The following is a 13,485-nucleotide window of genomic DNA, read 5'->3' on the forward strand; positions in this document are numbered from 1 at the left end:
TAAGGTTAACATAAGACGATCCGGAATGATTGAATAGTTTGTAATTTTATTCGTTTTCCATAAAAAAGACCTGGCTAAGAGGTATCCTCTTAGCCAGGTCTTTTATTTATACCTATTTATTTTTGAAGCGCGACTCTTACCTGGCTTTCGCCAACCGTAAAGTCTTTCATGTTATCCGCTTCTCCTACTGTAAGGTTCTTCACGAGTACATTTTCACGAATTAGTGCTTCATTCTGCTGGATAGCCTTCTTCACATCTTCATCGCCATCAAGAGCAATATTAACGCGCAGATCAATCGGAAGATCCTGCTGCTTACGATCATCCTGAATGACACGGATTACTTCACGCGCTAGACCTTCTAGACGAAGTTCTTCAGTAATCGTTGTATCAAGAATCACGTGGAAGTCCTGGTTGGACCCCATAGACAAGCCGGAATCAGCTACGCGCTCTACATTTAGTAGATCCATCGGTACTTCAACTTCTCCATCTCCTGTTGGAACCACGACTTTTCCATCGTTTACAACTTTAGCTGCTTCTTCATCTGAAAGCTTTTCGAGATAACCTTTTACGGCTCCTACATTTTTACCAAGGACAGGACCCGCCGCACGGAAATTAAGCTTCACTTCATAACGGATGAGATCATCAGAAGACTGTTTAACGACCACTTCTTTGACGTTAATTTCATCACGGATGATCGAGTTGTATCGCTCTAGTGCTTTTCCTTGATCAGGATTTACAGGAATGACAACTAGTTCAGACAGTGGCTGCTTCGTCTTAATAGCTTCAGTATTCCGTACACCGCGCGCCAGTTCCACTACTTGAAGTACGGCATCCATATCCTGTTCAAGCTGACTGTCTGCCAGATTGGCATCCACTTTCGGGAAATAAGCCAGGTGAACACTTTCGCCAGTGAGATTGTGATGGATATCATCTGCTACAAATGGAATAAACGGTGCGAGCAGCTTACTTAAGTTAACCAGAACTTCGTGCAAGGTATGGTAAGCCGCTTTCTTGGATTCCGTCATTCCTTCCTGCCAGAAACGATCACGGGAACGGCGAATGTACCAGTTACTCAACTCATCAACAAATTTCTCCAGCGCTTTAGCACCTTTTGTAAAATCATAATGATCGAGAGCCTCGGTAACCGTAGCTGTAACACTATTCAAACGGGCGAGTACCCAGCGGTCCAGAAGTGTTTTCTCTCCCGTTTCATTCGCATCAAACTCGTAACCATCAATATTTGCATACAGCGTATAGAATCCGTGGGTATTTACAAGCGTATCGATCACTTTTGATTTAGCTTCCACAACCACGCGTTCTGAAAAGCGCTTGTTGTTCCACGGAGCACTATCGGCAAGGAGAGCCCAGCGGAAAGCATCCGCTCCAAATTTATTCACGAGATCCATTGGGTCAAGGGCATTCCCTTTACTCTTCGACATCTTACGGCCTTCTTCATCCAGAATATGGCCGGTAGAAAGCACACGTTTGTAAGGGGCTTTCCCCGTGAATAAGGTTGAAACAGCCAGGAGACTGTAGAACCACCCGCGGGTCTGGTCAATTCCTTCACAGATCACATCTGCCGGGAATTGCTTCTCAAACTGCTCTTTATTTTCAAATGGATAGTGCTGCTGGGCAAATGGCATGGAGCCACTGTCAAACCAAACATCGATAACTTCTGGGACACGGTTCATCGTTCCTTCACAATGGTCACATTTCAGCTGAACACGATCGACATATGGCTTATGAAGCTCTACATCTCCAATATCCCCGATCGCTTTTTCCTGCAGATCCGCCTGACTGTGCGGTGCATACTGATGGTTGCAGGAGTCACAGATCCAGATAGGTAACGGTGTACCCCAGAAACGGTTACGTCCAATATTCCAATCGACCATATTTTCAAGGAAATTACCAAAACGGCCATCTTTAATATGATCCGGGTACCACTCCACCTGCTGATTATTTTTCAAGAACTGATCTTTCAGTTCTGTCGTTTTGATAAACCAGCTTTCGATTGCGTAGTAAAGCAACGGAGAGTCACAGCGCCAGCAGTGCGGATAACTGTGTTCATACTTTTCTTTATGGAAAAGAAGTCCTTCATTTGCCAGATACTTCACAATGTCAACGTCACAGTCTTTTACGAATCGTCCTGCAAACGGCGGAATATCTTCCGTATAACGCCCCTGGCTGTCCACCACGTTAAAGAATGAAAGATTATGTTCGTTTACTAAAGCATAGTCATCTTCACCATAAGCAGGAGCAATGTGTACGACACCCGTACCGCTTTCTGCGTTAACAAAATCTGCTTCTACTACAAAGTGGCCACGCTCAGGTTTAACAAATGGGAATGGCGCGTCATATTCTACTCCGGTAAACTCTCTGCCTTTATGAGTCGATAGAACTTCGTAGTCTTCGCCCATATTTTTCTCAGCCAATGCTTCAGCCACGATATAAACTTCGCCATTCTGCTTCGCTTTTACATACGTAAGTTCAGGATGTACAGCAAGCGTTACGTTCGCAGGGAGGGTCCAGGGAGTTGTCGTCCATCCCAGGAAGAACTCATTTTCGGATCCTTTTACTCTGAACTTAGCAGTAGCTGACAGATCTTTAACATCCTCATACCCTTGAGCAACTTCGTGCGAACTAAGTGTAGTCTGGCAGCTTGGGCAGTAAGGGGTAACACGGTGCCCTTTGCTTAATAAGTCGCGTTTGTGAAGGTCACTCAGGATATACCAGACACTTTCAATATATCGGTTCTGAAGCGTTACATACGGGTCATCCATATCGAGCCAGTAACCGATGGATTCTGTAAACTCTCTCCACTGCTTCTCGTAATTAAAGACACTCTTTTTACATTCTTCAATAAACTTCTCCACACCGTACTCTTCGATTTGCTGTTTCCCGGAAATACCAAGCTGTTTTTCCACTTCAAGTTCAACAGGGAGACCGTGAGTATCCCAGCCGCCTTTCCGAAGTACCTGATAACCTCCCATGGTTTTATAGCGAGCTACAAAGTCCTTAATAACACGGCCCAGTACGTGACCGGCGTGCGGAAGTCCGTTAGCTGTTGGAGGACCTTCATAGAATACAAACGTTTCTGCACCCTCTCGTTCATCCATTGAACGATTGAATACATTTTCAGCGTTCCAATAGTCTTTGACGCGATTCTCGCGGTCTACTGCTGCTTCTTTCGTGTTAACACTGCGCATTCGTTCCACCTCTTACCCTTTTTATTTTTATCTCGTAAACTCATCAACAACCTATAGAATCAAAGGGAATTCCCTTTAAAATATAAAAAATCCGCCCCTGTCATAAAAACAGGGACGGATGTAGATCCGCGGTACCACCCATATTCCGCACAGCAATTGCACGGCTCTCGGTTCATAAAACGGATAACGGCCGCCAGCCGGTTTCACTTACTCTAATCTCATTTCAGCGAAACTTCTCAGAGATGATCTTCAGCTCTAACCTGTCATCGCCTTACAGCAAACAGCGACTCTCTGTGGACAGCCTTTACAGCCTACTCTTCTCGTCAACGAAAAAATACGTAGTTTCTCCATATCGTACATGGAAATTCTTGAATTGTCAAAGAATCTTCATCCACCATCCTGCCCATTTGTCAGGGGATTCATACGTGCTAACAGTGAGGCCCTGCTCTTTGATTCATTATACTTATCAGGATGAATTAAAATCCAGTATTATCGCTTTTCCCTCCTGGGGAGTACACTAATAACAAACCAGAAAGAAGGTGGCGGGATGTCTGAAGAAATGAAAAAAAGGATTCAATCTACCTTTTCTAAAAACAAAGAAGCCTATGTAAGCAGCTCTACCCATAATAACCAGCAGGACTTAAACTTAATTACGGAATGGCTGAATCCTGAACCAAATTGGAAAGGGCTGGACCTGGCAACGGGCGGCGGGCATGTAGCCAGGGAAATGAGCCGATGGATGGATCATGTTGTCGCAAGTGACCTCACCAAAGAAATGCTGGAAAATACAGCACGTCACTTGAGCAATATAAAAAACCTTTCCTATATTATTGCCGATGTTTCGAGTCTCCCGTTTCTAGATGAAAGCTTTGATGTGGTTTGTTGCAGAATTGCTCCTCATCACTTTTCTGAGCCGGAGAAATTTATAAACGAAGCTTATCGTGTACTAAAGCCCAGGGGATTATTTTTGATGATCGATAATACTGCACCTGAAGATGATCACCTCGACCTTTTCTATAACACGTTTGAACAAATGCGTGATTCCAGTCACCATAGGGCCTGGAAAGTGTCAGAATGGAAGAAAATGATTCAACCTGCAGGATTTCAGCTGAAAAGAGAAAGTAAGCGCAAAAAAACACTTCCGTTCAGGGATTGGCTGGAGAGAACACTTCATGATAAAAACAGCCAGAAGCTTGTGGAGGAGTATTTCCTTCAAGCGGGGCCACAAGCCTCTTCCTATTTTTCCTTTGTTCGTAAAGAAGGCACTCTGGAATCTTTTTCGATTGATGAATGGATGGTTCTCTGTCAAAAAATATGACACTCACTAACTTAGTGGGTGTCTTTTTTAGTTCTGTCGATCGAAATTCCCTCTTTTTGTATATAAAAAGATATTAAGGAAATAAATGATGGATAGTTATTGGAGGTGGAATATTTCATGGATATCGTCGTTATGGCCCGTATTTTATTTGGGTCTTCCTTAGGGTTTCATATTATCTATGCCACAATCGGTGTGGGCTTGCCTGTGATGATCATCATCGCTGAAGTTCTGCATTACATTAAAAAAGATTCCGATTATGCACTGATGGCAAGAAGGTGGACCAAAGGTTTCGCCATTATACTTGCCGTTTCAATTGCTTCCGGAACGATAGTCGGTGTTCTTATATCATTGCTTTTTCCAAATTTCATGGAAATAGTCGGACAAGTCATTGCCCTTCCTTTCCAGATGGAGATTTTCGCATTCTTAATCGAAGCCGTTTTCATGTCCATCTACTTATACGCAGCTGATCGGCTGCCACCGGTTTTAAGATTTATCAGCATTATATCGGTTGCTCTTGGGGCAACCGCTTCGGCAATCTTAATTACAGATGTGCACGCGTGGATGAATACACCCGCTGGTTTTAACATAACCCCTGACGGAAGTGTTACAGATGTCGATACATGGGCTGCTTTCTTTAACCCAAGCTTTGGTGTGACCGCTATCCATGTGACGCTGTCTGCTTATATGACAGTTGCTTTTATTATTGCTTCCATTGCTGCTATCCGTTTAATGAGAAGAGGCCTTTCGACTAAAGAACGAAATTATCATAAGAAAGCGCTGACTATAGCTTTGTACTTTGGCGCCATCATGTCCCTGGCTACTGCGATAAACGGGCATGAAACGGCTCAAATGCTGCATGAATATAACCCGCGTAAACTCGCTGCAGCAGAGGGTTTATTCGAAACCACACGCTATGCACCTTTATCCATTGGAGGCTATACATCATTGGAAGACCAACGGGTCAAATATGCTGTGGAAATTCCTTATGCTCTCAGTTTTCTGGCTGGAGACCGCTTGGATACAGAAGTTCTCGGTTTGAATGAATTTCCTGAGGAATTATGGCCCCCTCTGTATGTGCATGTACTATTTAACGTCATGGTCGGTATCGGTTCGCTTTTAATTGTGGTCGCGTTTTTCGCTATATTTTGGAAACATATATTAAAAAGAGAATTTCCCGGGTGGCTTCTGGCTATTCTTGCGGTCAGCGGACCGCTTGCAATGATTGCGATTGAAACCGGCTGGTGTTTCAGCTGTATTGGAAGACAGCCCTGGACCATAACAGATGTACTTCGAACAGGCGAAGCGGCTACTAAATCAAGCAGTGTCGGCTTTTTACTTGGATTATTTTTAACGCTGTATATCACTCTATTATTTATCACCGGTTTTGTATTGCGATCCTACTTTAAGCGGAACCCTGTAAGCAAAGACCTGGATGCAGCGCATTAAATCCATGTTTACCAATAAAGGAGCTGATTAACCTATGGAAGCCTCGACGCTCGCCATCACAATTTTATGGAGCTTGCTCTTTATCTACTCCATCCTTGGATCCCTTGACTTCGGAGCAGGATTCTGGGGAATGATTTACGGAAAAAACGATCAGACCAGTGCTTCGCAAATCGCGAACCGCTTTTTGTCCCCTACCTGGGAAGTGACAAATGTCTTTTTAGTCATATTCGTTGTTTCCGTTGTAACATTCTTCCCCTTTGCAACAACCTTACTTGGCAGTATCCTGCTTGTTCCCGTTGGAATTGGGCTGCTGCTTTTGACAATTCGAACGACGTTTATGGTTTTTGAACACCACACTCAAAAGTACAGGGAACTTATGCGGCTGACTTCAGGATTTTCGGGTTTAATTATTCCCGCACTTCTTGTAAGTATCTTACCGATCACACTCGGGGGATTTGTGGATTTTAAAAATGATCTTCCGGTCCTTCATTATGCTGAACTCATTACTCACCCGACCTTGTATATGCATATAGCATTTGGTCTTTCCACTGAGCTTTTTATTTCAGCTGTATTCCTTATGGATTATTCTAAAGAAGCTGATGATTGGTCTGCGTATCAGACATTTCGTAAGCATGCAATTTGGCTCGGGCCCGTGTCCATTGCTATTGCGATGCTAACCATTGGGACGTTCCCCACAGAAGCAAATTGGATCGTAGAGAACATCGAGGATAACTGGCTATGGTTTGGATTATCTGTGTTCTTTTTTATCATTGGATATACTTTGTTATTTATTAAAAAACGGGACGGAGTGCGCGGCTGGTCAAGACTTGCTGTTACAGCTATCATTCTCCAATATGGAATTGCTATCTATGCTTATGGTTCAGCCCACCTCCCTTATCTCGTTTACCCGCACCTCACCGTTACAGAAGGATTCACAAATCCATCAACCTTCTATCCAATGTTGATTGTGTACGGTGTTGGATTCGGCATTTTGATTCCGGCTTTTTATCTATTCTGGCGCCTGTTCCTTAAAGATAGACGCTACCTTAAACAACCTTAAATAATATCACTGTAAATAAAAGGTACCTCAGGTCTTCCATTAAATGGATGACCTGAGGTACCTTTTATTTCCTTTTTCCACCATCCATGGAGTATTAGAGGGGGCTAACTGGTTTACCCTTTCCATTTTTAAGGGAATGAGGTAGAGATGAATAACAGGTAAGGAGAGAACTACATGCAGAAACTCACTGAAGAATATCTTGAGGATGCTATTGAAGATAGCAAACCCTATGCTTCCTCAGGCCAAGTAAACATGGACCTTCCCAACTTTGATGAAACGATGAAAGATCTTCTCGGAGTGACCATCATAACGAATGAAGGAGAGTCTTTCTCAGCAGGTGATCACCATCACTATATTCCCATGCAGAGCACCTCGAAAATCATCGGGCTCATGCTCGCCCTTCAGGATTTTGGCAAAGATCGTGTGTTCCAGACAGTCGGGATGGAACCGATGGGAGATTTTTTCAATTCTATCAGCCAGCTTGAGTCTTATGATACAAGCAAACCCTTTAACCCGATGATTAATGCAGGCGCTATCGCTATTGCTGCCCTGATTAAAGGTAGAAGCGTAGAAAACCGGTTTAACCGCTACTTTGATTTCCTTAAAAAAATTACAAATAATAATGAATTGCAAATGAGTGAGGAAGTGTACCAGGCGGAACGTGCCAATAGTGCCCGCAACCGTTCTCTCGCTTATTTTATGCAAAGTACGGGAACGCTCGTTACCAGTGTGGATGATGCACTCGAACTGTACTTTCGGATGAATTCGGTCATGATGTGTGCAGAGGATTTTGCGCGCGTAGGCGCCTTCCTGGCAAGAGGCGGAATGACTTCTGAAAGTGAAGAACGATTAATTCCACCTCATCACCTTCGCACTGTGAAAGCTATTATGATGACCTCTGGTATGTACAACTCTTCAGGTCACTATGCTGTAGAAGCTGGTTTTCCTTGTAAAAGCGGAGTGTCCGGCAGTATTATCGGCGCTATTCCCGGACGAATGGGGATTGGGGTCATTGGCCCAGCGATTAGTCCAAAAGGCAACAGTACAGCAGGCGGAGCTCTCATAAAAAAGCTGTCTCAGGATCTGGAATTAAATATGTTCGGAATTGAAAATACGTAATGAAGGAGAGATTTCTTTGCCATTCGATTATTCGATAGATTTTAAAAATACAGATTTCCGTAAGAACCCGGACAAGTATAGAGTAGGGCGGGGAGAACAGGGCGTCCTGATGGTAGAACCCTATAAAGGAGAGATTCTCCCCCACTGGCGTTTTAAAACTCCTGAAATAGCCAGAGAATCATCAGATAAAATTTATCAAATGTTCTTAGACTACAAGAAAAATGATGACTTCATCGGCATGGATATGGCCCGGAAATTTCTGCAGATGGGGTATACACGCTCCCGCCGCTATGCAAATTATAAAGGTGGTAAAAAGTACGATAAAAATGGGGAGATTAATGAACGGGATATTGATGAAGAAAAAGCAAAATCAGCCGAGATATTCGAAGAAAAGTGGATCCAGGCAAGGGAGGATGAAGATTACTTGAAGAAGAAAAAAGAACACCAAAAATCCTACGGGTAATATTGACTTTTCGTAAGGGGAAACATAAGATATCATTAACCCGATCAAAAAGGTCGGAATAATGATGCAAAGGAGAGAAACAAGTGAAACTGCTCTCACTTTGGATGAGCCTTTTCTTTATGCTCACTTCTTGGATTATAGGCTTTTATTTTATTTCCATCCTATATACACCAACAATTATTATCCCCTTACCTAATCATTTTCTGTGGACAAACGAATACAAAGGACTTTTAGGATTGACTGCCATCCTTTCACTTCTTACGATACCCTTACTCACCTATTATATGAAGAAGAGAAACTCCTTTGTTCATACTCAAAAATTGTCTACAGCATTCCTAATTAACTTTACCGCATGGCTTCTCACGATTGCTTCCCAACTGAAGATTGTCGCCTATAATCTAGGCATCTGCCATTGATTCAACCTAACTAAAAGCCCGAAATGAGAGATTGAACTGACACAGCTTTCTCTCATTTCGGGCTTTTCTCTAAGTTAATCCTTCGCATGCTTATAAATAACCGTACTATACACCTGCGCTTTTGCTTTAGGATCCAGGTACATGGCTGCACTATTCACAGCTGTCATTGCTTCTGAAAATCCAGAAGCGATCAACATCGTCTTACTTGGATAAATAGCCGCATCGCCTGCTGCAAAAACTCCCTCGATAGATGTGCACATATCCGTACCAACAGGAATCCTCCCTTTTTCTGTTTCAAGGCCCCAGCTATCATACAGGCTTTTCTCTATATTCAGTCCTTCATAGACTAAAAGGTGCCCGACATCCAATTCGGTTCCGTCCTGTAAAGTAATTCCTGTGAGCACTTGTCCGTCACCTGCTAAATCTTCTACCTTTTGATTCCTATGAACGTAAACGGATGACTTTTCAAGAGTTTCTATATCCTGTTCATACACGGCCTTAAATTCTTCGCCACGGTTAATTAAATGTACTTCCTCTGCCACTTTTTCAAGCGCAAGCGCCCAGTCGATTCCAACTCGGCTTTGAGAGATCACAGCTGCTTTTTTTCCAGCGTACTGATTTACGTTTTGAATCGTATAGTGAATACACCTGTCATCATACTGACTACTGCCCTCTACCTGAAGAGGTTCCATCTCGAATGTCCCCATACCGGAGGCAACAATCACTGTTTTCGAGAAATGCTGCTCACCATTGGCTGAGGTAAGGATAAAAGATCCATCCTCTTGTTTATCAATCGTCCGAATCTGTTCGCCTGTAACGATTACAGGCTGAACACTTAACGCCTGGTTTTCTACCTCGGTCACGAGATCTTCTCCTCGTACTCCGAGAAACCCTCCTACATCATATATCTTCTTTTCAGGGTAGAAGAAAGCTACTTTCCCTCCCAGATCCTGATGATATTCAATGACTTTTGTTTTTAAACCACGCATGCCACTATAAAATGATGTATACAAACCCGTTGTTCCTCCGCCAATAATCGTTACATCAAATACCTCGTTCATAATTGGTCTCCTCTTCTAATGGGTTTTCATTAGTAAATATATAAAGTAAGGGGTGCTCACAATGGTTACTACGATACCAACCGGTATTTCGGCCGGAGCGATCAAGTTCTTTCCTACCGTATCCGCTGCCAGCAAAATCAGTGCACCTATTAAAGCCGTAACAGGTATTAACGTCTCGTGTTTTGGTCCCATTAATCTTCGAGCCAAGTGAGGAGCTACCAGTCCAAGAAACGCAATGCCGCCACCAGCAGCTACGCATAACCCCGCAAGTGCTACAGCAAGCGCCAATAAAACCCTGCGTTCTCTTTCCACGGCCGCTCCCAGACCTGTAGAAATCTGATCACCAAGATTCAAGATGTTCAGAACTGACGCTTTGTACATGGCATATACAGTCAACAAAATGATCCACGGAGCCAAAGCGGCGACAAAGTCCCAGTTCCCTCCCCATATATCCCCGGCAAGCCACACCATAGCCTGAGTGAAATCCTGAGGGTTCATCTTCACTTGAAAAATAATTAAAGCTGCGCTGAATCCCGAATTCACCCCGATACCAACAAGAATTAACCGAACAGGATTAATTCCTTTTTTCCAGGCTAATAGGTAAATTAGAAAAGCAGCGAGAAAAGCCCCTGCCAGGGCAAAAAGGGGCATGGCGTAAATACCAAGGCCACTTAATTTGGACATCGAACCTTGAAAAAAGAAAATGTAGACAATAATAGCAAAACCGGCTCCTGTATTAATTCCAAGAATCCCCGGGTCCGCAAGGTCATTACGGGATACCCCTTGAAGAATAGCGCCGGAGACCCCGAGGCCAGCACCGATCAGAAGAGCAAGCACCATTCTCGGCAGACGGATATTAAATAAAACCATCTCTTCCGTGCTGCTTCCACTCCCAAGAAGCGTACGAATGACTTCCATTGGAGCTATATTGACCACACCCATGTTTAAGCTGAATAGAAATAGCACGAATATACTAGCCCCTAATATAGAGACAATCCAGCCAAAGCGTCTCTGCTTTTTATTCATTCCATCCCCCTCCCTTCTCCACGAGCAAGGTAAAGGAAGAACGGAACACCAATACACGCTGTGATGGCTCCTACAGGTGTCTCAAAAGGAGCGTTAACGAGCCGCGCTCCAATATCCGATAACACTAGAAGCAATCCTCCGAGCACAGCCGATACTGGAATAATTAACCGATAGTCCGTGCCTACTAAAGCCCGGGTCATATGAGGAATAACTAAGCCAACAAATCCAACCGTCCCTGCAACAGAAACAGCAGCCCCAGTTAAAAGAAAAACAACTACAATTCCTAAAGACTTTACGACGAAAGTGTTTTGTCCGAGCCCTTTGGACACGTCTTCTCCTAAACTAAGGATGGTCACCGCTCTTGAAAGAAATAATGCAAGCGTTAAACCCGCAAGTCCGACAACCAAAAGAATTTTCACAGACAGCCAGTCTGTCGCCGTTAACCCTCCGGCGTACCAAAAACTCATTTGCTTGGCCACCTGAAAATGAAGAGAGATGGCAGAAGATAAAGAACTCAACATTCCACCTACAGCCACACCGGCCAGGGCAAGTTTTACAGGGGTCAAGCCGCCTTTTGAAAAAGAGCCTACACCGAATACAATAAGTACGGCGAGTCCTGCCCCTATGAAAGCTGAAATGGTCATCCCAAGATTCGTCATAGACGGGAAAAAGACCAGCCCAATGATCAGAGCAAAAGCAGCCCCGTGCGTAACACCCATAATCGAGGGCGAAGCCAGGGGATTTCTAGTTAACCCCTGCATAACTGCACCTGAGACAGCAAGAAAGCTGCCCACTAGAGCAGCACCAAATGCACGAGGTAAACGCAGTTCCCGAATAACCTGATGATTTGTGACTCCTGAATCAAAAGCGAATATAGAGTCCCACACCGTTTTTAATTGTATATCGGTTACCCCTAAAGAAACGGATAATCCAAGAGCCAGGAATAATCCAGCAATAGCCAGAGAAAATACAAGGCCAGCCTGGAAGAACTTCGAGGTTAATCCTTCTATATCTTTTTTATTATTTTTATTTCGCTCAACCTCTTCGCTCACGGCAGTAAACCCTCTCTATCACTAGCATCAGTTTATGTATTTATTTAATTAAAATTGAGAATCATTATCACTACGTATTATATCGATAATATTCCAGTAGTTCAAGTCACGTGCGGCAGGTTTAACCTTGACATTTTCAATGAAAATGATTATCATTATCGAGGTATTAGAATATCTTTTTAGGAGGAAAGTCATGTTTAGATCAAAGTTCCTTTTATTATTCAGTCTATTGATCATGCTTACTGTAGTAACGGCATGTAATAATAATGAAGACACTACGTCTTCTGAAGAAAACTCTTCAGACCAAAATCAAGGTGAACAATCAAACGAAGAACGAACGTTGACTCATGAGATGGGAGAAGTAACCATCCCTTCCAACCCTGAACGCATTCTCGCCCCTTACTTAGAAGATCCTTTAGTAGCTCTTGGAGAGCAGCCCGTGGCACAGTGGTCGATTGGTGACACAGTTCTCGACTACCTACAGCCGCAATTAGAGGGTGTTCCAAAAATAGCCTGGGATCTGCCATTAGAACAAACCATTAACCAGGATCCAGGTTTAATCTTATTCAGCGGTCCATCCGCTCTGCAAAATGGTACGTATGAAGAGTACAGTGATATTGCTCCGACCTACGTATTTAGTGAAGAAAACAGTTCAGATTGGCGCAAGCAATTAACTCAAATGGGTGAAATTCTTGGTAAACAAAAAGAAGCCGAACAGGCACTGGCTGATTTTGACCAAAAAGCAAAGGAAGCTAAAGCAAGTCTGAAGGAGTCCATTGGTGACGAGTCCGTTGCATTCATATGGGCTTCAGGTGAACAATTCTACGTTTTCGAAAACACTCGTTATGGTGCAGAAGTTCTCTATAACGACCTTGGTGTCACCCAGCCTGAGTTTATTAAAAACCTTCCGGAAGCCGAAGCGCAATGGAATCCAATCGCATTAGAAAAACTGGGACAAATGGATGCTGACCATGTCTTCTTAATTGCTCAGGAGGGAGAAGCCGGGTTGGAAATCCTTAAAAATAGTTCCGTATGGCAAAGCACCCCGGCTGTTGAAAAGGACCAGGTTTATCAAATGAACGAACCAAGTCACTGGACCATTGATGGCGTAATTGCCCATGGCATGACTATAGATAAGGTTACAGAGACACTAACACAATAAAGAAGGAAGAAAGTGTAAACGTATATGTTTACACTTTTTTTGGTTCTATTAAAATTATGTTGAATTGTAACCAAAAAGGTTATTGCACAATAGGGCCGGTTAGTTGAAGACTCAGTTTCGAGCTATTTGATGAGAGGGTAGGTCCTGCGGGGGACC

General features: G+C 43.5%; 10 protein-coding genes and 1 other annotated feature. Of the genes, 6 read left to right on the forward strand and 4 right to left on the reverse strand.

Annotation, left to right across the window (positions count from 1 at the left end):
- Window positions 1–116: 116 nt before the first annotated feature.
- Window positions 117–3,206, reverse strand: a complete 3,090-nt coding sequence (gene ileS / locus LCM11_RS17265) for an isoleucine--tRNA ligase (protein WP_224895537.1) — start codon at window positions 3,204–3,206, stop codon at window positions 117–119.
- Window positions 3,207–3,313: 107 nt separating this feature from the next.
- Window positions 3,314–3,542 (reverse strand) — a binding site (T-box leader).
- Window positions 3,543–3,753: 211 nt separating this feature from the next.
- Between ileS and LCM11_RS17270 the strand changes: the two genes are divergently transcribed.
- The 5 genes from LCM11_RS17270 to LCM11_RS17290 all read left to right on the forward strand — a co-directional run bounded on the left by LCM11_RS17270 (window position 3,754) and on the right by LCM11_RS17290 (window position 8,612).
- Window positions 3,754–4,524: a class I SAM-dependent methyltransferase gene (locus LCM11_RS17270; protein WP_224895538.1), complete on the forward strand. Its 771-nt coding sequence runs from the start codon at window positions 3,754–3,756 to the stop codon at window positions 4,522–4,524.
- A 117-nt stretch (window positions 4,525–4,641) separates the two neighbouring features.
- Complete coding sequence (locus LCM11_RS17275) at window positions 4,642–5,970, forward strand: cytochrome ubiquinol oxidase subunit I (RefSeq protein ID WP_224895539.1); 1,329 nt, start codon at window positions 4,642–4,644, stop codon at window positions 5,968–5,970.
- A gap of 34 nt (window positions 5,971–6,004) precedes the next feature.
- Window positions 6,005–7,030 carry a cytochrome d ubiquinol oxidase subunit II gene (locus LCM11_RS17280; RefSeq protein ID WP_224895540.1) on the forward strand — a complete coding sequence of 342 codons (1,026 nt, stop codon included), beginning with the start codon at window positions 6,005–6,007 and terminating at the stop codon, window positions 7,028–7,030.
- A gap of 174 nt (window positions 7,031–7,204) precedes the next feature.
- Window positions 7,205–8,149, forward strand: coding sequence for a glutaminase A (gene glsA / locus LCM11_RS17285; RefSeq protein ID WP_224895541.1), 945 nt, complete (start codon window positions 7,205–7,207; stop codon window positions 8,147–8,149).
- A gap of 16 nt (window positions 8,150–8,165) precedes the next feature.
- A complete protein-coding gene (locus LCM11_RS17290; RefSeq protein ID WP_224895542.1) occupies window positions 8,166–8,612 on the forward strand; it encodes a DUF4385 domain-containing protein in 447 nt (148 codons plus the stop codon).
- A 490-nt stretch (window positions 8,613–9,102) separates the two neighbouring features.
- On the opposite strand, the gene LCM11_RS17295 is transcribed toward LCM11_RS17290, so the two are convergent.
- From LCM11_RS17295 to LCM11_RS17305, 3 genes are read right to left on the reverse strand one after another with little or no spacing between them, the layout of a single operon-like run.
- Window positions 9,103–10,089, reverse strand: a complete 987-nt coding sequence (locus LCM11_RS17295) for an NAD(P)/FAD-dependent oxidoreductase (RefSeq protein ID WP_224895543.1) — start codon at window positions 10,087–10,089, stop codon at window positions 9,103–9,105.
- Window positions 10,090–10,104: 15 nt separating this feature from the next.
- Entirely contained in the window at window positions 10,105–11,115 is a 1,011-nt protein-coding gene (locus tag LCM11_RS17300) for a FecCD family ABC transporter permease (RefSeq protein WP_224895544.1), read from the reverse strand.
- The gene (locus tag LCM11_RS17305; protein ID WP_224895545.1) at window positions 11,112–12,167 is read right to left on the reverse strand and encodes a FecCD family ABC transporter permease; all 1,056 of its coding nucleotides are present in this window, start codon (window positions 12,165–12,167) and stop codon (window positions 11,112–11,114) included. The genes LCM11_RS17300 and LCM11_RS17305 overlap by 4 nt, the downstream gene beginning before the upstream one ends.
- A 193-nt stretch (window positions 12,168–12,360) precedes the next feature.
- On the opposite strand from LCM11_RS17305, the gene LCM11_RS17310 reads away from it, so the two are divergent.
- A complete protein-coding gene (locus tag LCM11_RS17310; RefSeq protein WP_224895546.1) occupies window positions 12,361–13,329 on the forward strand; it encodes an iron-hydroxamate ABC transporter substrate-binding protein in 969 nt (322 codons plus the stop codon).
- Window positions 13,330–13,485 lie beyond the last annotated feature (156 nt).

Source organism: Halobacillus halophilus, assembly GCF_020171985.1.
In the GTDB taxonomy this organism is placed as follows: domain Bacteria; phylum Bacillota; class Bacilli; order Bacillales; family Halobacillaceae; genus Halobacillus; species Halobacillus halophilus_A.

What these genes read in the sequence shown, in the direction of transcription:
- ileS (WP_224895537.1), bottom strand. Translation starts at nt 3,206, where the DNA reads ATGCGCAGTGTTAACACGAAAGAAGCAGCAGTAGACCGCGAGAATCGC.
- LCM11_RS17270 (WP_224895538.1), top strand. Translation starts at nt 3,754, where the DNA reads ATGTCTGAAGAAATGAAAAAAAGGATTCAATCTACCTTTTCTAAAAAC.
- LCM11_RS17275 (WP_224895539.1), top strand. Translation starts at nt 4,642, where the DNA reads ATGGATATCGTCGTTATGGCCCGTATTTTATTTGGGTCTTCCTTAGGG.
- LCM11_RS17280 (WP_224895540.1), top strand. Translation starts at nt 6,005, where the DNA reads ATGGAAGCCTCGACGCTCGCCATCACAATTTTATGGAGCTTGCTCTTT.
- glsA (WP_224895541.1), top strand. Translation starts at nt 7,205, where the DNA reads ATGCAGAAACTCACTGAAGAATATCTTGAGGATGCTATTGAAGATAGC.
- LCM11_RS17295 (WP_224895543.1), bottom strand. Translation starts at nt 10,089, where the DNA reads ATGAACGAGGTATTTGATGTAACGATTATTGGCGGAGGAACAACGGGT.
- LCM11_RS17300 (WP_224895544.1), bottom strand. Translation starts at nt 11,115, where the DNA reads ATGAATAAAAAGCAGAGACGCTTTGGCTGGATTGTCTCTATATTAGGG.
- LCM11_RS17310 (WP_224895546.1), top strand. Translation starts at nt 12,361, where the DNA reads ATGTTTAGATCAAAGTTCCTTTTATTATTCAGTCTATTGATCATGCTT.